The sequence below is a fragment of the Streptomyces dryopteridis genome (assembly GCF_049606955.1).
In the GTDB taxonomy this organism is placed as follows: Bacteria; Actinomycetota; Actinomycetes; order Streptomycetales; family Streptomycetaceae; genus Streptomyces.
On sequence record NZ_CP187113.1, the window covers coordinates 2,580,848 to 2,597,889 of the forward strand.

A 17,042-nucleotide genomic window follows, 5' to 3' on the forward strand; every position below is an offset into this window, starting at 1 on the left:
GGTTCTCAGTCCTCCAACACGGTGATGTCGAACCTGCTCAGCCGCTCGGGGTCGGCCAGGATGTCGATGGTGACGATACGTCCGCCGCGCACGGTCACCCCCATGACGGAGACCGGGGCGCTCGCGCCCGGCGGCAGGTTCACCGCCCCCGGCAACCCGCCGACCAGCGCCGGCACCGCGAACGGGGCCATCGCCGCGAAGGTCAGGGCCTGACGCGCCACCGGCTCGGCGCCCACCAGCGGCGGGGTGAGCCCGCCGGCCGCCGCGCCCAGGTCCACCCGCAGCACCACCTCGGGGTCCAGGACCGTGAGCAGCCGCGCGAAGTCCCCGTCCCGGGCAGCGGCCAGGAACGCCTCGACGGCCTCCCGCTGGGTGCGTACGTCCCCGTCCGGCTCCGGCGCCCCGCCCCGCACCCGGCGGCGGGCCCGGCTCGCGAGCTGCCGGGTGGCAGCCGGGGTGCGGTCCACGATGGGGGCGATCTCCTCGAAGGGCACGGCGAACATGTCGTGCAGCACGAAGGCCAGTCGTTCCGCCGGCGCCAACTGCTCCAGCACGACGAGCAGCGCGAGGCCGACCGAGTCCGCGAGCAGCGCCTGCTGCTCGGGCTCGATCCCGTGCGGCCCGGACAGCAGGGGCTCGGGCCCCAGCGGGCCGGTGTCGGAGCCGGCCGGGCCGAGATCGGCCTCGGGCCAGGCCCGCTCGGCGCGCCGGGTCCGACTCCGCAGCTGGTCCAGGCAGACCCGGCCGACCACGGTGGTCAGCCAGCCGCCCAGGTTGGCCACGTCCTCGGTGTCCGAGCGGTCCAGGCGCAGCCACGCCTCCTGTACCGCGTCGTCGGCCTCGGCGAGGGAGCCGAGCATCCGGTAGGCGACGGCGCGCAGGTGTCCGCGGTGCTCCTCGAAGCGGTCCGCGAGGAATTCCCGGTCCCGCCCCGTGCGGTCGGTGTGCTCCGTGCGATCCGTGCCCATGCGTTCCCCCGTGTGTGCGTGCCGAGGCCGACGTTCTCACCCCTGTGACGTTCCGCGCGAGCCGAATGTGACAGGGATCAGAACATGTCCGGGCACCAGGGCCGGCGGGCCGTGCGGAACGCGAGGTCGGCCCAGGCCGCGGCGCCCGGCCGGAGTTCCTCGACCCGGCCCAGCGCGACCGCGCGCGTGAACGAGCCCTCGCCCAGGTAGCGGGCGCTCAGCTCGGACACGTCCAGGCGCAGCCCCGCCCCGGCCTCCTCTTCCTCCCCGGGCGCCACGGGCACGCAGGTGCCGCGCCCGCCCGCCTCCGGGACCTCCAGGCGCCAGGTGCCGTGCGCGATGCCGGCGGCGTCCGTCACGGTCAGCACGAGGGTCCCGGCCGCGGCGTACGTGCGCGCCGACAGGGCCGCCGGCACGTCGAGGACCCGCAGCCACAGGCCGTCGGCGGCCGTGACGGTGCGGGCCGCGCGCGGGTCGGGCAGCAGATCGGGCAGCAGGTCGTCGGGGGCGCGGCTGCCGGTGCGGACCGCGCCGATCCAGTCCATCGTGCACAGGTGGTGCCACAGGCCGCGCTCGGCCCCCGGGGTGAGCGCGATCAGGTCGCGGACGGTCAGGGTGTTGCCGGGCATCTTCGCGTCGGACCAGGTGTCGCCGACCGTGTAGGAGACGAGGCCGTCCACGCGGCCGTCCGGGCCGGTGTAGACGGCGAAGAAGGGGTGCGGGTACGGGCGGAAGGACATCTCCTGGACGCCGGTGGCCAGGTCCCACCAGCGGGCGTCGCGGTTGACCGCGCCGGGGGTCACCGCGCGCAGCCGCTCGTGCAGTTCCGGCCCCACCCGGCGGACCTCCGCCGGGTCCACGAGGTCGATCCGGGCGCCGGGTTCCGTGGCCGCGGGCCTGCTGCGGTCCAGTCCGGTGCGGTGGACGTCCACCTCCCAGTCGACGAGGGAGGTGGCCGGGCCGAAGCCGTACCGCCCGTAGATGGGGTGCTCGGCGGCGATCAGCGTGGCGACGGCGTCGCCCCGCTCCCGGGCGGCGGCGAGCTCGGCGGCCATCATGCGGCTCAGCAGGCCGCGCCGGCGGTGCGTGGAGTGCACGGTGACGTTGGAGATCGCCGAGGAGGTGATCCGGGCCCCGCCGGGGACGGTGAGTTCCTGGGTGAAACTGCGGAAGGTGGCGACTATCCGGCCCGTCACCGGGTCCCAGGCGCCCTGGTCACGGGTGAGGTCGTCCTGCTTGGCGCGCTGGGCCACGTCGGAGTCGGTGACCGTGGGCCGCATCTGGAAGCCGGTGTTCAGGGCCGTCAGCCAGGCCGGCAGTTCGTGTTCGACGAGGGTGCGGATCTCCGGGGCGGCGGGGACCGGGGCGGGCGTGGGGGCGGGGTGCGAGGCGGTCATACCGTCCCACGCTAGGCGGGCCCACCGGAGGCGTCACCCGAATATCCCCACGCCACCCGGCCCGCCCTGCCCTGCCCCGCCCGGGCGCCCGGCTCAGGCGAGCAGGTCGTCCACCTGGGCCTCGCCCTCCCGGTAGCGGCGGGTGATCTCGGCCCCGCAGTCGTCGGCGGTGCGCTGGAGTCGTTGTCGGCGGCCCGAGACCTCCTGCTCGTAGCCCGCGAGCCGGCCCATGGCGGCGTGGAGTTCGGCGTCGGTGCGCGCCCCGAGGTCGGAGAGTTCCACGTCGGAGAGCATCTCTGCGGCGAGGGTGCGCATGGCCTCGCTCTGCGGGGTGCCCAGGGTGACGTGTCGGGCGGAGGCGCTGCGGCGGGACGGGGCGTCGGCGAGGATCTCGGAGAGCCGGGCCGGTCGGGCCACGTGTGCGCCACCGGACAACGGGTCCGCCCGGCCCTCCAGTTCGGCGCGCAGGATGTCGATCCGGCCGTGCAGGAGGCGGCGCACGTAGCTGAGGTCGGCCTCGTCGCGCTGGGCGTCGCGGCGCAGGGCGCGGAGTTCGGGCAGGGCGAGGCGGTGCAGCGCGGCACGGGAGGTGTCGGGCGGGGTGTCGGTTCCCGAAGTGTGCATGGTCGTGTCCGTCCCCTCGACGATGCGGTGCGGGTCCGGCGGCACCGCCTGCGTGCATCGTGCCACTCCCACGACCGCGGACGCAGGTCCGCACCACCCGATCGGCCCTCACCGGGGTCACGCCTGGTACACAGGAGGGATGCGAGCAGTGGTGCAGAGAGTGGACGGGGCCTCGGTGGTCGTCGGCGGCGAGACCGTGGGCGAGATCGTCGGGGAGGGATTGTGCGTGCTGGTGGGCGTGACCCACGACGACACCCCCGAGAAGGCGGCCCAACTGGCCCGGAAACTGTGGTCGGTGCGGATCCTTCAGGACGAGAAGTCCTGTAGCGACACCGGGGCGCCACTGCTGGTGATCAGCCAGTTCACGCTCTACGGCGACGCACGCAAGGGCCGCCGGCCCACGTGGAACGCGGCCGCGCCGGGCGAGGTCGCGGAACCCCTCGTGGACGAGGTGGTGGAGCGGTTGCGGGAGTTGGGCGCGAAGGTGGAGACGGGTCGGTTCGGGGCGGACATGCGGGTCTCGCTGACCAACCACGGCCCGTTCACGGTCCTCGTCGAGGTCTGATCCGCCGCTGAACCGCCGGTGATCCGCGTGCGGACCGGGCGGGGATCAGAACACCTGTCCCGGCGAACCGTGTTTCACGTGAAACAGCGGCGGGGCGGGCTGTTTCACGTGAAACAGCCCGCCCCTTCCCGTCCCGGAGCCGCCGGTCAGGGGGCGACGACGACCTCCTGGGCCGCCGCCGTGCCCTCGCCGACCACCAGCGGGGCGTCCACCGGCACGTTGCGCTTCACCAGGGCCAGGGCGATCGGGCCCAGCTCGTGGTGGCGGACGGCGGTGGTGACGAAGCCCAGGGCCCGGCCCTCGGGCCCGTCGGCGGCCAGCCGGACCGGGGCGCCGTGCGCGGGGAGCAGCACCTCGGAGCCGTCCAGGTGCAGGAAGACCAGCCGGCGCGGCGGCTTCCCCAGGTTGTGGACGCGCGCGACCGTCTCCTGGCCCCGGTAGCAGCCCTTCTGCAGGTGCACGGCGGAGCCGATCAGGCCCAGCTCGTGCGGAATGGTGCGGTGGTCGGTCTCCAGGCCCAGCCGGGGCCGGTGCTGCTCGACGCGCAGGGCCTCGTACGCGAGCAGGCCCGCGACGGGTCCGTGCTTGCCGGCGAAGGTCTCCAGGTCGGCGCGGGGCAGGAAGAGGTCGCGGCCGTGGGCGGTCTCGCGGACCACGACCCCGTCGGGGGTCTCGGTGGTGGAGCCGGCCGGGAGGTGGACCACGGCGAAGCCCTCCGTCCGGTCCTCGATCTCGACGCGGTAGAAGAACTTCATCGACTCCAGGTAGCCGAGCAGGGACTCCTGGGTGCCGGGTTCCACGTGGGCCCAGACCGTCTCGCCGTCGTCCACGAGGTAGAGGGCGTGCTCGATGTGGCCGTTGGCGGAGAGGATGAGCGCGTCGGTGGCCAGGTGCGGGGCGAGGTCGGTGACGTGCTGGGTGAGCAGGAGGTGGAGCCAGCTCAGCCGGTCGGAGCCGGAGACGGCGATCACACCGCGGTGCGAGAGGTCCACGAGGCCCCGCCCGTCGGCGAGGGCTCGCTGTTCTCCGTACAGCTCTCCGTAGTGGGCGGCGACGCCCTCGTCACGGCCTTCGGCGGCGACGGCGCCGGGGAGATTCAGCAAAGGGCTGGTCATGTCCCCAAGCCTACGACCCGCTCAGGCGCCGCTCCCAGGCCCTTCGGTCGGCGGGGTCGCGGGGGGCACGGCGGAGGCGGCGGCAGCGGCCGAGGCGGCGCAGGACCGGCAGCGGCCGAAGATCGCGAAGTGCTTCATGTCGGTCTCGAAACCGAACCCGGTCCGGAGGGTGTCGATGAACCCGGCGGCGACCTCGGCCTCGGCCTCGATGACCTCCGTGCAGTCCCGGCACACCAGGTGCAGGTGGTGGTGCCGGTCGGCGAGGTGGTAGGTGGGGGCGCCGTGCCCGAGGTGGGCGTGGGAGACGAGCCCCAGTTCCTCCAGCAGTTCCAGCGTCCGGTAGACGGTGGAGATGTTCACGCCGGCGGCCGTCTTGCGGACCTCGCAGAGGATGTCGTCCGGCGTCGCGTGTTCCAGCACGTCCACGGCTTCCAGCACGAGCTGGCGCTGCGGCGTCAGCCGGTAACCCCGGCGCCTCAGATCGCTCTTCCAGTCGGTGCTCACCACGAGGCCAGTGTAGACGCGGGAAGGGGCCCCGGACGGGTGTGTCCGGGACCCCTTTTCGCGCGACCTCTCGGCGGTGTCGGCTCAGCGGAAGAAGGCGATGCCGTCGTCCGGGGCGTCGTCGGGCAGGTTGCGGGCCATCTCCGCGACCTCCTCCGGGGTGACGACCTTCTTCAGCTGCGCGGACATGTACGGACGGAGCTCGACCTGCGGGGTCGCCTTCTCGCCCACCCACATCAGGTCGCCCTTGACGTAGCCGTACAGGCGCTTGCCGCCGTTGTACGGGCCGGAGGCGGCGGTGCGGGCCACCGCGTCCGTGGTCAGGTCGATCTGCGGCTTCTTGTCGGCCAGCTCGCCGTACCAGATCTCCACGACGCCCTGGTCGCGGACCATGACGACCTCGACCTTGCGGTCCTTGTCGATGCGCCAGTAACCGGACTCGGTCTCCAGCGGGCGGACCTTGTTGCCCTCGGGGTCGAGGACCCAGGTGCGCGAGTGGTACTCCAGGAAGTCCCGGCCGTCGTGCGAGAAGACGACCTCCTGGCCGAAGTTGCACTTCTCGTCACCGGGGAAGTCGAAGACGCCCGCGCCCTCCCAGGTGCCGAGGAGGAAGGCGAGGGGGACGAGGTCCGGGTTCAGGTCGGACGGGATCTGGATCATGGGTGGCTGCTCAGGCGATCTGTGCGACGGAAGGGGTGGGAGGAATTCCGGGGCGGTCGGCGCCGAATCAGCGCTGACCCTGGTACAGCTTCTTCACGGCCAGGCCGGTGAAGGCGAGGACGCCGACGCAGACCAGGACCAGCAGGGAGGTGAAGAATGCCTCAAGCACGGGGTGCTCCTCGGAGGGGTCGATGGTGGGCGGCCCTGGGGGCCGGGCCCCAGCCTATCGGCCCGAGGCCGAACGCACTCTGTGAGGTGCGCCGTACCCCCCGCGCCCGACCCGCGCCCGACACCGCCACGAGCACGCCCCGCCGCCCGGGGCCGCCCGGGGCCCGGTCAGTCCAGCAGCTGCCGTTGCAGGATCAGCGACTGGTACAGGGGCGTGGCCGCGACCGCGGCCCCCGGGCGCCGCTCCACCAGCACCGCCACCACGTCCCCCGCCCGGGCGCACCCGACCCGCACCGACACCGGCCCGCCGGCCGGTTCCTCCCGCAGGGCGGTCACGGTCCGGAGCCAGTCCAGGGGCGGGGCCCCGACCTCGCCGCCGGGGGCCCAGTCCGGGTCCGCCTCCAGCCGGCGGGCCCCCCGGACCACGGTGTTCTCGCCGCAGGCGTGGGCCCGCTCCCCTCCGTCGGAGGCCGAGAACCGCAGCAGGTGCACGCGCATCCCGGTGCCGTCCGGCATGGTCCAGCCCCGGGCCGCGATCTCGCGCAGCCGCTCGTCGACCAGGGACCGGCCCAGGACACCGGCCGCCGTGGGCTCCAGCCCGGCGAGGAACCTTTCCCGGGTGAGCCGGGAGCGCGCGTCCGTGCCCAGGTCGGCGTCGGGGCGGGAACCGGCGGGCGGGGTGAGCAGGAGGCCGGCGAGGTCGGCGTGGTGCAGGCCGTCCGGGTTGTCGGCGGCGAACGGCAGCGGCCTGCCGGGCGGCACCTCGGGCCGCACCTGCGTCGGATAGGCCCAGCGGCCGTCGGAGGGCACGGGGAACCCGGGCAGCGAGGCCGGATCGACCCGGGCCACGGTCACCCCGACTCCGGCGGCGACCACGGCGAACAGGGCCAGGGCCCCGAGCCGCCGCGCCCACGACCCGCGCGGTGCCGGTGCGATGGGGCCCCCGGGCCCGACGTCCCCCGGCCCGCCCCGCTCGGCCACCCCCGGCGTCCCGGCCGGCTCGATCGGCTCGATCGGCTCCGTGCGGGAACCCTCGGATCCCGATGTCGTGGTCATGCCTTCTCCCCCTTGCCCTGCCGGTTCTTGACCCGGTCCACCTGCAGGTCGAACAGTTCGGTCGCGTACTGCACCGCTTGGTGCAGGCCCGGCGGATCCTCGGGCTGCGGGAACATCACCGCCGGGCCCATGACCACGCCGTACACCAGCACGTCGTCGAGGACGGCCCAGCAGAACACGCCGTGCACCGCCCCCTCCTCCTGCCCCTCGTCCACCCGGCAGGTCAGTTCGGGGTTGCGCGTCTTCCAGGTGATCTCCCGTCCGTCCGCCCCGGCGTCGCGCATCATGGCGTGGAGCAGGTCCGGGTCGGCGCGAAGGAGGGTGAGCTCCGCGGGGAGCGCGCTCTGATCGTGCCGGTAGGAGCGGCTCGCGGCGCCCTTGAACGCCTTGCGCAGGAGCAGGCCGTCGAGCCCTCCGGGCAGTGTGACGCCGAGCCCCGTGCCCTCACCGGACAGGTTGCCGGTCCACATACGGGAGGCGGCCCGCCCGTCCGCCTCCCGGTCCAGTCCGTAGCCCTGTCCCCCCACAGGACGGTGATCGGGCGCGCGAGGTGGCGCGCGCGTGACACCTGGACATCCGTGGGGCGAAAGGGGTTGTGGAGAGGGAGGTCAAGACTCGGTCACGGCCGGTCAGTCGTCCCGTTTGCGGGGTTTGCCGTCGAGTTCGTCCCACCACTGGTCCGAGGTCTCGTCGCCGGAGGGGTCGTCCCACCAGCGGTCCTCGGGGCCCCGGCGGTTGGCGACGATGGCGGCGATCGGGGGGATCACCATGGCGACCACGCAGAGCGCGACGGCCGCCGGCACGGACAGCAGCCGCACCCAGGACCAGGCGGAGACGAACAGGAACAGGCAGCTGCCCATGAGCAGGAAGTAGACGCGACGCCGCCGTGCGTACATGTCTTCCAGGGTAGGCCGCCGGCGCCCGGCGGGATACGGCGCGAAGGGCCGCACCCCCTTCCCGGTGGCGTCCAACCCCCGGGGGTGCGGCCCTTCGGCCGTTCAGGCGTCCGCGTGCCCGCGCGGACGTGTCGTGCTCGTGTTTCCGACGTCCGCGACGTCTCAGACGGCGATGGCCACGTCGGTCAGGCCGCCGGCCTCGGTCACGACGACCTTGCGGTCGGCCGTGGCGCCGGGGACGAGGGCGCGCAGCGTCCACTCGCCCTCGGCGGCGTAGAAGCGGAACTGCCCGGTCGCCGAGGTCGGGACCTCGGCGGTGAAGTCGCCGCCGGCGTCCAGCAGCCGGACGTAACCGGTGACGGGCTCGCCGTCCCGGGTCACCTGGCCCTGGATCGCGGTCTCACCCGGCTTGAGGGTCGAGACGTCGGGGCCGCCGATCTGTGCTCCACACATGTGCTCTGTCCTGTCCTGGAGATTTCAGCGGTCTCGCTGGTGGTGGTTCGGGGGTGGTGCGGGCCGGCCCCGGTTCGCGCGCGGGGCCGGCGACGACACGCGGTCGGACTACTTGGCCGGGCCGAGCTCGATCGGCACGCCGACGAGCGAGCCGTACTCGGTCCAGGAACCGTCGTAGTTCTTGACGTTCTCCTGGCCGAGCAGCTCGTGCAGGACGAACCAGGTCAGGGCGGAGCGCTCGCCGATGCGGCAGTAGGCGATGGTGTCCTTCGCGAGGTCGACCCGCTCCTGCTCGTACAGGGCGGTCAGCTCCTCGTCGGACTTGAAGGTGCCGTCGTCGTTGGCGTTCTTCGACCACGGGATGTTGCGGGCGCTCGGCACGTGGCCGGGGCGCTGCGACTGCTCCTGCGGGAGGTGGGCCGGGGCGAGCAGCTTGCCGCTGAACTCGTCGGGGGAGCGGACGTCGACCAGGTTCTTGGAGCCGATCGCGGCCACGACGTCGTCGCGGAAGGCGCGGATGGCGGTGTCCTGGGCCTTGGCCTTGTACTCGGTGGTCGCGCGCTGCGGGACCTCGGCGACGAGGTCGCGGGAGTCGAGCTCCCACTTCTTGCGGCCGCCGTCGAGGAGGCGGACGTCCTGGTGGCCGTAGAGCTTGAAGTACCAGTAGGCGTAGGACGCGAACCAGTTGTTGTTGCCGCCGTAGAGGACGACCGTGTCGTCGTTGCCGATGCCCTTGGCGGAGAGGAGCTTCTCGAAGCCCTCCTGGTCCACGAAGTCGCGGCGGATCGGGTCCTGGAGGTCCTGCTTCCAGTCGATCCGGATCGCGTTGGTGATGTGGTTCTTGTCGTAGGCGGACGTGTCCTCGTCCACCTCGACGATGACGACCTTCGGGTCGTTCAGGTGGGCCTCGACCCAGTCGGCGTCGACGAGGACGTCGCTGCGGCTCATGGTGTTCTCCTCCGGGGCAGTGTTCGGCGGGATTGGAGCTGGTGGCGCGATCGGCGCTCGGGTCCGGCGCGGGGAGGCGTGGGGACGGGAGGGTGCGATCGCGCGGCACGGCGCGGGGCCGGCGGGGTGCGGGTCGGGGCCGACCGCGGCGATGGGGCCGGCGGCGACGAACCGTCGCGCTAGCGACAGAGCATGGCGGCGACGCGACACAGGTCTACTGCCCGCCGCTTCGTGAGGTCCGCCTGCATTCGCTTCATGGGTATGGATCGTAGGGAGGTTTCGGCCGCCCTGTCACCGTTGTATCGAATATTGAGACCGAATCGTCCGCATGACGGGACACCAAGGGGGTGCGGGCGCCCTGACGGGGGCCTTCGGGGGTGGGTGGCCGGCGCGGATTCCCAGGGCCCGGACCCGACCGTCTCAGGATGTGGGCAACGGGGTCGACCGGGGGCCACGCACCCGCCGGTTTCGGCCACGAAAAGGGCCGGGACGCCCCGCGTCCCGGCCCGTGCCACCCGCCCCGGCTCAGCCGGTCAGCGGGACGTTCGTGCCGCCGACCGTGAGCCGGACACCGTCCGGCTCCGCCGTCAGGCCGCTCAGCTTCAGCCCGCCCGGCAGTGCGGCCGCCACCGGCCGCTCGAAGTCCGTCTTGCCGCGCACCAGCCGTTCGAGCCCCGGGATGCCCTCCCCCGGCACCTCGTCCGCCCGCACCCGCACGGTCTTGCCGTCCACCAGGCTCACCGTGGAGATGACGCTGCGCGTGACCTTCTTGCCGAGCACGGTCACCCCGGCGGTCACCTTCACCTTGCCGGGCTCGCCGCCGTAGGTCACGGTGACGCCCTGGTCGGATGCCTCGGTGAGGGCCGCGTAGTCGATCAGCCCACTGCCCTCGGCCGTCGCGGCCGTCCCGCCGTCGTAGCCCTCGTTGAGGGTCACGTCGCGCAGGACGGCCGTCAGCTCCGCCACCCGCAGCCGGCGCCCCTCGGCGCCGGCCGAGATCCCGTCCATCCGGATCCGCACCTCGTCCAGGTCGCGGCCGGCGACCTGGGTGAGGAACGGGAATCCGGCGATCTCCACCTCGGTCCCCGTCGTCTGCCCCCGGGCCTGTATTCGCCCGGCGAGTTCGTCCTCGGCGTAGGAGACCGCCCAGCGGTCCGCCCCGACGAACAGGCCGGCCAGGATCAGGCCGACGATCAGCAACGTACGAAGGAACCGCATGGTTCGGACCCCCAGAGGGACGGGACGGACATGATCGTTCCCCGCTAGTTGATCACGCGCCCGATCATGTGGACGGCGGGAGCGGCGAAGGCCAGCGGCAGCGCCACCCCGGCGGTCATGTGGACGAACTTCGACGGGAAGTCGTACGCCGCCACCCGCAGCCCGACCAGGGCGCACACGCCCGCGACCAGGCCCACCAGGGCGCCGCCCACTCCCACCGTCGTCAGTCCGCCGAGCGCGATGCCGGCCCCCGTCGCCGCCACCACCGACACACCCAGCGAGGCGGGTGTGGGCAACGGGAGCGCACGGGCGAAGACGGCCACGGCCACGGCCGCGGTTCCGACCACCGCGACCGGCCGGTCCGCGACCAGCCAGCCGGCGGCCAGGATCGTGAACGCGGCGGAGGCCACCGAGGCGGTCAGCCCGTACATCCGCTCGTCCGGTTCGGCCCGGCTGCGCAACTGGAGCACGAGGGTCAGCAGCACCCAGGCGCCGAGCGTGCCGATGATCGCGCCCGGCCCGAAGTCCTCGGGGGCCGCGAACACGGCCACGTCGGCGACCAGGCCGCCGAGGAAGGCCAGGGCGATGCCCTGGCGCGCCGGCCACATGCCGTTCAACCGGAACCAGCCGGCCGCCGTCAGCGCCTGCAACAGCACCAGCGGCACCACCAGCGCCCACTGGCCCAGGGCCGCGGCCACGGCCATCAGGGCGCCCAGGGCGGCCGTCACCAGCGCCGACTGCGGGCCGGGGTCGATGATCGGCGAGCGCCCGGCGGCGCGGGCCTGCGCGGGATCCTTTATCCGGGTGGCACCCGCCAGGGTCGGCGTCGAGTACTCGCCGTCGGCGCCGCCCGGCACCCCGGGCACGCCCGGCACACCCGGTACGCCCGGTACGCCCGGCACCCGTCGCGGGTCCTCGGTGTCGGGACGCACGGCGCGCAGGTGCGCCGTCGGCACGTCCTGACCCGGCCCGCCGACACCGGGGGCGCCGGCCTCGCGGACGGGCGGGAGGTACGAGGTCTGCGCCTCGGCCGGGGCCTGCGGGGGCAGACCGTCGCGCACGGGCGGCAGGTACGAGGTGGCCGCCTCGGCCGCGTGCCGGGGCTGCGGGCCGTCGTCACGCACGGGCGGCAGGTAGGCCGTGTGCGCCTCGGCGCCGGCCCCCGGGGCCAGACCGTCGCGCACGGGCGGGAGGTACGAGGTCTGCGCCTCCGCCGCGTGTCGGGGCTGCGGGCCGTCGTCACGCACGGGCGGGAGGTACGAGGTCTGTGCCTCGGCGGCCGCGTGCCGGGGCTGCGGGCCCTCGTCGCGCACCGGCGGCAGGTAGGCCGTGTGCGCCTCGGCGCCGGCCCCCGGGGCCTGCGGGGCGCCGGGCTCGCGGTACGGGGGCAGGTAGGAGGTCTGCGCCTCCGCCGGGGCCTGCGGGGGCAGACCGTCGCGCACCGGCGGGAGGTACGAGGTCTGCGCCTCCGCCGCGTGCCTCGGCGCCGGGCCCTCGTCGCGCACGGGCGGCGGGTACGAGCCGGCGGCCTCGGCCGCCGGCACCGGCGGGAGGTAGGCGGTGTGGGCCTCCGCCGCCGGACCCGGGGGCGCGACGGGGGGCTGCTGCGCGGGGCGGCCGTGGCGCGGCGGCTCGTGGGCCTGCCGGGGCGCCGCCGGCTGCTGCGGCAGGGGCCCCGGGCCGGTGGGCCAGGGGCCGGGCGCGGCCGGCGCGGCCTCCGGCTCGGGCCGGAACCAGGCGTCGGGCACGACCGGCCCGGGCTCCGGCGCGACGGCCGGCGCGGGCGGCGGGGACATCACGGGCGGCGGGGGCGTCACGGGCGGGACGGGGTTCGGCCGGGCGATCGGGGCGCCCCAGGCGCCCTGGCCGGTGACCGGCCCCTGCGGCACGTGCGGCGGCGGGGTCGCCGGTCCGGGCGGGGGCGTCGCGGGGCCGGGCGCGGGCTCGCGGAACCAGTCGTCGGGGAAGTCGGCCGTCGCGCCGGCGGGCGCCGGGTGCGCGCCGGGCGCCCGACGGTCGGCGCGGTCGACGGGGGGCTGCACGGGCTGGTAGCTCGTGTCCCACGTGTCCGACTGCCAGGTCTGCGTGGAGTACGGGTCCGGGGCGGGGCCCGGCTCGCCGGATTCGGGGTGTCCGGGACGGCGTTCCGGTGGTTGGTTGCTCACGGTGTCCGCGTCACCCGCCCGCGAACGGGGGCAGCACTTCGATGCTGCCGCCGTCGGTCAGGGTCACGGTCGCGTGCTCGCGCGTGCCCACGGGCTGTTCGTCCACGAGGAACGAGCAGCGTTGCAGCACCCGGGTCAGCTCCCCGGGGTGCGCCAGGCGCACCGCGTCGAGGGCCTCGGCCAGGGTGGTCGCCGCGTACGGCTCCTCCGCCGTGCCGGCCGCGGCCTTCGCGGCGGCCCAGTAGCGGATGGTTCCCGCTGCCACTGCAGCTCCTTTCGTCGGCACCCCGCGTCGTGCGCGCCCGTGCCGTGGTCGTGGGCCGTTCTCGCGCCGTTCGCACGGCTGCCCACCGTCGCGGTCCATGATGACGCCTCGCGCCCCGGACACCGGTGTGCCTCCGCGCGCCGTTCGTGCGCCCACCCGGCCCGAAACCCGTCCATCGATCCGGTGAAACGGGGCATTCCGTGACTCCGACCTGGGGTCGGGGCCCGTCCCGGGGTGGCGCGGACCACAGAATCGGGGTGGTGAACGGCCTCGGCCGGGCGGGGGCCCGTGGGCTATTCTGCTGGGCAGAGGATCCGGGCATCGTGGCCCCCGGGTCCTTTTGTGCTTTCGGAACGTTGAACACCAGCGGAACAACGCGCACGCACGACAGGGACACGAGCGGCACGGCACAAGCTCCAGCGGAAACGTGTCCGCCGGGCCCCAAGGCGCGGGGGTTCGGGCCGGACCGGACCACCGAATTCACACACAGCACGTCCTCGACGGGACCGAGGAGGAACCGACGTGATGGGCACAGCCGGCAAACGAACCACCGAGTACGAGGAACGGACCCGGGCAGGTGGTCGGCGATGAGTTCCCTGCTGCTGCTGACCAACGCCCTCCAGCCCTCCACCGAGGTACTGCCCGCCCTCGGGCTGCTCCTGCACAGCGTGCGGGTGGCCCCGGCCGAGGGACCCGCCCTCGTGGACACCCCCGGTGCCGACGTCATCCTGATCGACGGCCGTCGCGACCTCCCCCAGGTCCGTTCCCTGTGTCAGCTCCTGCGCTCGACCGGGCCGGGCTGCCCGCTGATCCTCGTGGTGACCGAGGGCGGACTCGCCGCCGTCACCGCCGACTGGGGCATCGACGACGTGCTCCTCGACACCGCCGGTCCGGCCGAGGTCGAGGCCCGGCTGCGGCTGGCCACCGGCCGGCGCCGGCTCGACGCCGACGACTCCCCGATGGAGATCCGCAACGGTGATCTCTCGGTGGACGAGGCCACCTACTCCGCCCGGCTCAAGGGGCGGGTGCTGGACCTCACCTTCAAGGAGTTCGAGCTCCTGAAGTACCTCGCGCAACACCCCGGACGCGTGTTCACCCGGGCCCAGCTCCTCCAGGAGGTCTGGGGATACGACTACTTCGGCGGCACCCGGACGGTCGACGTGCACGTGCGTCGGCTGCGGGCCAAGCTCGGGCCCGAGCACGAGTCCCTGATCGGGACGGTGCGCAACGTGGGCTACCGCTTCGTGGTGCCGGAGAAGGTGGAACGGGCCGCCGAGGAGGCGCGTTCGAAGGCCGCCGCCGAGGTGGTGGCCGAGGCCGAGGCCGCCGCCGGCGGACGCCCCACCCGCTCCGGCCCCGGCCGCGCCTGAGCCCCACCGCGCCCGCGGATCGACGCGCTCGATCGGTGCGGAACGCCGTTTCACGTGAAACGGCGCCCGCACCGATCGTCGTTTCACGTGAAACATCAGCCCGGTCCCCCGCGCGGTTCGACCGTCCGGGGGAAACCGGAACCCCGGCCCGGAACGAAAGGGCCTGCCCGGGAACGGGTCACCCCGCGTAGACTGCGGCCCGTGGCCAAGGTGACGCGGGACGACGTGGCACGACTTGCGGGGACCTCCACCGCCGTCGTGAGCTACGTGATCAACAACGGACCCCGGCCGGTCGCACCGGCCACGCGCGAGCGTGTCCTCGCCGCGATCAAGGAACTGGGGTACCGGCCGGACCGGGTGGCCCAGGCGATGGCCTCACGCCGCACCGACCTCATAGGCATGATCGTCCCGGACGCCCGGCAGCCCTTCTTCGCGGAGATGGCGCACGCGGTCGAACAGGCGGCGGCCGAGCGCGGCAAGATGGTGCTGGTCGGCAACTCCGACTACCGGGACGAGCGCGAGGTCCACTACCTGCGCGCCTTCCTGGGCATGCGGGTCTCCGGCCTGATCCTGGTCAGCCAGGGCATGAGCGAGCGCGCGGCCTCGGAGATCGAGGCATGGGACGCCCGCGTGGTCCTGCTCCACGAACGCCCCGAGGCCATCGACGACGTGGCCGTGGTCACGGACGACATCGGCGGGGCCCAGCTCGCCACCCGCCACCTCCTCGAACACGGCCACCCCTACGTCGCCTGCATCGGCGGCGTGGAGAACACCCCCTCCGTGGGCGACCCGGTCGCCGACCACGTGGAGGGCTGGCGCCGCGCCATGCTGGAGTCGGGCCGCTCGATCGAGGGCCGGCTGTTCGAGGCCCCCTACAACCGCTACGACGCCTACCGGGTGGCGCTGGAGGTCCTCGCGGGCCCGGACCGGCCGCCGGCGATCTTCTGCGCCACCGACGACCAGGCCATCGGCGTGCTCCGGGCCGCCCGCGAACTGCGCATCGACGTGCCCACCGAACTCGCGGTCGCGGGCTTCGACGACGTCAAGGAAGCGGCCCTGACGGACCCGCCGCTCACCACCGTCGCCTCCGACCGGCCCGCGATGGCCCGCGCCGCCGTGGACCTGGTCCTCGACGACGGCCTGCGCGTCGCCGGCTCCCGTCGCGAACGCCTCAAGCAGTTCCCCTCGGCCCTCGTGGTCCGCCGCAGCTGCGGCTGCCTCTGATCCCCGGCCCTGATCCTCGGCCCTGATCCTCGGCCCGCACGGCGGTCCTCGCGTTCTCACAGCGGTCATACGCGCTTCTGTCGGGCTTTTCAGCCCCGGCTCAGACGGTTCTCATGCGGGCCGGCCACAGTGAAGCCATGACCGAGAGCCACCGCCGCGAAGGCGAGAACCCGCAGGAGAACCCGTTCGGCGACGCCTGGCGCCGTGGCCACGACCGGCCGGCCGACCAGGCCGGCGGCCCGGCCTACCCGCCGCCGCCCGCCTACCCGCCGGCCCCGGCTCCCGGTTGGCACGAGGCCCACCAGCAGGCCCCGCAGACCCCGCACGGACCGACCCCCGCACACGGCGGGCCCGGGGGCCCGGGCGACGGCCTCGGCGGTGCGCACCAACCCGCCTTCGCCGCCGGCCCGGCCCCCGCCGCCCGCGCCAAGAAGCCGGTGGCCCTGCTGGCCGCCGTCGCGATCGCCGCGGCCGTCGTCGGCGGCGGCACCGCGGCCGCCTTCCAGCGCTTCCTCGGCCCGGACTCCGGCACCGGCTCCGCCTTCTCCGGCACCAACGTCTCGCAGTCCTCGATGGGCACCGTCTCCGGCGTCGCCGAGCAGGTCTCCCCCTCGGTGGTCCGCATCGACACCAGCACCAGCGGCGGCACCGGCACCGGTTCCGGCATCGTCGTCACCGAGGACGGCGAGATCGTCACCAACAACCACGTGGTCAACGGCGCGAGCCAGATCCAGGTGACCATGAGCGACGGCAAGAAGTACTCGGCGAAGATCGTCGGCACCGACCCCGACAAGGACCTGGCGCTGATCAAGCTGAACGGCGCCAAGGGCCTCAAGCCCGCCACGTTCGGCAACTCCGACAACCTCAAGGTCGGCGACGGGGTCGTCGCCATCGGCTCCCCGGACCGGCTCACCGGCACCGTCACCAGCGGCATCGTCTCCGCCCTGGACCGCGAGGTGAACGTGCCCAAGTCCGAACAGCGCCAGCAGCAACAGCAGCAGGGGCGGGGCGGCTGGCCGTTCAGCTACGACGGACAGCAGTTCAACGGCGACACCGGCTCGAACACCACCTCCTACAAGGCCATCCAGACCGACGCCTCCCTCAACCCCGGCAACTCCGGCGGCGCCCTGTTCAACATGAAGGGCGAGGTCGTGGGCATGCCTTCGGCGATCTACTCCCCCGGCAGCGACGGCAGCAGCGCCGGCAGCGTCGGCCTGGGCTTCGCGATCCCCGTGAACACCATCAAGGCCGACCTGCCCTCCCTGCGCAAGGGCGGCCCCGGCGGAGCCGGCGGCGACAGCTCGCGGAGCGGTGCCGACCAGGGCACCGGCGGCTTCGGCAGCGGCTTCGGCACCTCCTACTGAGCCCCGCGCGCGCCGCCCCACCCCGGGCGGCGCGCGCCCCCGCCCCCGCCGACGTGCGAGGCTGAAAGGGCCGCGCGGCCCC

18 protein-coding genes are annotated in these 17,042 nt (G+C 74.1%); 4 read left to right on the top strand and 14 right to left on the bottom strand.

What is annotated here, in order from left to right; all coding sequences use genetic code 11:
• Positions 1 to 5: 5 nt before the first annotated feature.
• From ACN20G_RS10855 to ACN20G_RS10865, 3 genes are all read right to left on the bottom strand, one after another.
• Positions 6 to 968 (bottom strand): sigma-70 family RNA polymerase sigma factor, encoded by a 963-nt coding sequence (locus ACN20G_RS10855; protein ID WP_424212538.1) that lies wholly within the window; start codon positions 966 to 968, stop codon positions 6 to 8.
• Between the two features lie 77 nt (positions 969 to 1,045).
• Positions 1,046 to 2,365, bottom strand: a complete 1,320-nt coding sequence (locus tag ACN20G_RS10860) for a GNAT family N-acetyltransferase (RefSeq protein WP_424212539.1) — start codon at positions 2,363 to 2,365, stop codon at positions 1,046 to 1,048.
• Between the two features lie 93 nt (positions 2,366 to 2,458).
• Positions 2,459 to 2,989, bottom strand: a complete 531-nt coding sequence (locus tag ACN20G_RS10865; RefSeq protein WP_424212540.1) for an aerial mycelium formation protein — start codon at positions 2,987 to 2,989, stop codon at positions 2,459 to 2,461.
• A 139-nt stretch (positions 2,990 to 3,128) separates the two neighbouring features.
• On the opposite strand from ACN20G_RS10865, the gene dtd reads away from it, so the two are divergent.
• On the top strand, positions 3,129 to 3,554 hold the full coding sequence (gene dtd / locus ACN20G_RS10870) for a D-aminoacyl-tRNA deacylase (protein WP_424212541.1): 426 nt from the start codon (positions 3,129 to 3,131) through the stop codon (positions 3,552 to 3,554).
• Positions 3,555 to 3,700: 146 nt separating this feature from the next.
• Here dtd and ACN20G_RS10875 read toward each other — a convergent pair whose 3' ends face one another.
• The 11 genes from ACN20G_RS10875 to ACN20G_RS10925 all read right to left on the bottom strand — a co-directional run bounded on the left by ACN20G_RS10875 (position 3,701) and on the right by ACN20G_RS10925 (position 13,002).
• On the bottom strand, positions 3,701 to 4,669 hold the full coding sequence (locus ACN20G_RS10875) for a YgfZ/GcvT domain-containing protein (protein ID WP_424212542.1): 969 nt from the start codon (positions 4,667 to 4,669) through the stop codon (positions 3,701 to 3,703).
• A 21-nt stretch (positions 4,670 to 4,690) separates the two neighbouring features.
• Positions 4,691 to 5,176: a Fur family transcriptional regulator gene (locus tag ACN20G_RS10880; protein WP_424212543.1), complete on the bottom strand. Its 486-nt coding sequence runs from the start codon at positions 5,174 to 5,176 to the stop codon at positions 4,691 to 4,693.
• Between the two features lie 81 nt (positions 5,177 to 5,257).
• Positions 5,258 to 5,833, bottom strand: a complete 576-nt coding sequence (locus tag ACN20G_RS10885; RefSeq protein WP_424212544.1) for an FABP family protein — start codon at positions 5,831 to 5,833, stop codon at positions 5,258 to 5,260.
• Between the two features lie 336 nt (positions 5,834 to 6,169).
• A complete protein-coding gene (locus ACN20G_RS10890) occupies positions 6,170 to 7,057 on the bottom strand; it encodes a hypothetical protein (RefSeq protein WP_424212545.1) in 888 nt (295 codons plus the stop codon).
• On the bottom strand, positions 7,054 to 7,584 hold the full coding sequence (locus tag ACN20G_RS10895) for a hypothetical protein (protein WP_424212546.1): 531 nt from the start codon (positions 7,582 to 7,584) through the stop codon (positions 7,054 to 7,056). Before ACN20G_RS10895 ends, ACN20G_RS10890 begins: the two co-directional genes overlap by 4 nt.
• Positions 7,585 to 7,686: 102 nt before the next feature.
• Positions 7,687 to 8,028, bottom strand: a complete 342-nt coding sequence (locus tag ACN20G_RS10900; protein WP_424212547.1) for a DUF3099 domain-containing protein — start codon at positions 8,026 to 8,028, stop codon at positions 7,687 to 7,689.
• 87 nt (positions 8,029 to 8,115) lie between these two features.
• Positions 8,116 to 8,406: a DUF1416 domain-containing protein gene (locus ACN20G_RS10905; protein WP_424212548.1), complete on the bottom strand. Its 291-nt coding sequence runs from the start codon at positions 8,404 to 8,406 to the stop codon at positions 8,116 to 8,118.
• Between the two features lie 108 nt (positions 8,407 to 8,514).
• Complete coding sequence (locus tag ACN20G_RS10910; RefSeq protein ID WP_424212549.1) at positions 8,515 to 9,354, bottom strand: sulfurtransferase; 840 nt, start codon at positions 9,352 to 9,354, stop codon at positions 8,515 to 8,517.
• Positions 9,355 to 9,879: 525 nt separating this feature from the next.
• Positions 9,880 to 10,572 (bottom strand): DUF2993 domain-containing protein, encoded by a 693-nt coding sequence (locus ACN20G_RS10915; protein ID WP_424212550.1) that lies wholly within the window; start codon positions 10,570 to 10,572, stop codon positions 9,880 to 9,882.
• A gap of 44 nt (positions 10,573 to 10,616) precedes the next feature.
• The gene (locus ACN20G_RS10920) at positions 10,617 to 12,737 is read right to left on the bottom strand and encodes a hypothetical protein (protein WP_424212551.1); all 2,121 of its coding nucleotides are present in this window, start codon (positions 12,735 to 12,737) and stop codon (positions 10,617 to 10,619) included.
• 10 nt (positions 12,738 to 12,747) lie between these two features.
• Positions 12,748 to 13,002 carry a MoaD/ThiS family protein gene (locus ACN20G_RS10925; RefSeq protein ID WP_424212552.1) on the bottom strand — a complete coding sequence of 85 codons (255 nt, stop codon included), beginning with the start codon at positions 13,000 to 13,002 and terminating at the stop codon, positions 12,748 to 12,750.
• Between the two features lie 587 nt (positions 13,003 to 13,589).
• On the opposite strand from ACN20G_RS10925, the gene ACN20G_RS10930 reads away from it, so the two are divergent.
• The 3 genes from ACN20G_RS10930 (at position 13,590) to ACN20G_RS10940 (ending at position 16,960) form a co-directional block, all read left to right on the top strand.
• Positions 13,590 to 14,372 (top strand): response regulator transcription factor, encoded by a 783-nt coding sequence (locus tag ACN20G_RS10930; RefSeq protein WP_424212553.1) that lies wholly within the window; start codon positions 13,590 to 13,592, stop codon positions 14,370 to 14,372.
• Positions 14,373 to 14,573: 201 nt separating this feature from the next.
• The gene (locus ACN20G_RS10935) at positions 14,574 to 15,596 is read left to right on the top strand and encodes a LacI family DNA-binding transcriptional regulator (RefSeq protein WP_424212554.1); all 1,023 of its coding nucleotides are present in this window, start codon (positions 14,574 to 14,576) and stop codon (positions 15,594 to 15,596) included.
• 137 nt (positions 15,597 to 15,733) lie between these two features.
• Positions 15,734 to 16,960: a S1C family serine protease gene (locus ACN20G_RS10940; RefSeq protein WP_424212555.1), complete on the top strand. Its 1,227-nt coding sequence runs from the start codon at positions 15,734 to 15,736 to the stop codon at positions 16,958 to 16,960.
• Positions 16,961 to 17,042 lie beyond the last annotated feature (82 nt).

Coding starts and splice junctions, on each gene's coding strand:
- ACN20G_RS10855 (WP_424212538.1), bottom strand. CDS start 968: ATGGGCACGGATCGCACGGAGCACACCGACCGCACGGGGCGGGACCGG.
- ACN20G_RS10860 (WP_424212539.1), bottom strand. CDS start 2,365: ATGACCGCCTCGCACCCCGCCCCCACGCCCGCCCCGGTCCCCGCCGCC.
- ACN20G_RS10865 (WP_424212540.1), bottom strand. CDS start 2,989: ATGCACACTTCGGGAACCGACACCCCGCCCGACACCTCCCGTGCCGCG.
- dtd (WP_424212541.1), top strand. CDS start 3,129: ATGCGAGCAGTGGTGCAGAGAGTGGACGGGGCCTCGGTGGTCGTCGGC.
- ACN20G_RS10875 (WP_424212542.1), bottom strand. CDS start 4,669: ATGACCAGCCCTTTGCTGAATCTCCCCGGCGCCGTCGCCGCCGAAGGC.
- ACN20G_RS10885 (WP_424212544.1), bottom strand. CDS start 5,833: ATGATCCAGATCCCGTCCGACCTGAACCCGGACCTCGTCCCCCTCGCC.
- ACN20G_RS10890 (WP_424212545.1), bottom strand. CDS start 7,057: ATGACCACGACATCGGGATCCGAGGGTTCCCGCACGGAGCCGATCGAG.
- ACN20G_RS10905 (WP_424212548.1), bottom strand. CDS start 8,406: ATGTGTGGAGCACAGATCGGCGGCCCCGACGTCTCGACCCTCAAGCCG.
- ACN20G_RS10910 (WP_424212549.1), bottom strand. CDS start 9,354: ATGAGCCGCAGCGACGTCCTCGTCGACGCCGACTGGGTCGAGGCCCAC.
- ACN20G_RS10915 (WP_424212550.1), bottom strand. CDS start 10,572: ATGCGGTTCCTTCGTACGTTGCTGATCGTCGGCCTGATCCTGGCCGGC.
- ACN20G_RS10930 (WP_424212553.1), top strand. CDS start 13,590: ATGAGTTCCCTGCTGCTGCTGACCAACGCCCTCCAGCCCTCCACCGAG.
- ACN20G_RS10940 (WP_424212555.1), top strand. CDS start 15,734: ATGACCGAGAGCCACCGCCGCGAAGGCGAGAACCCGCAGGAGAACCCG.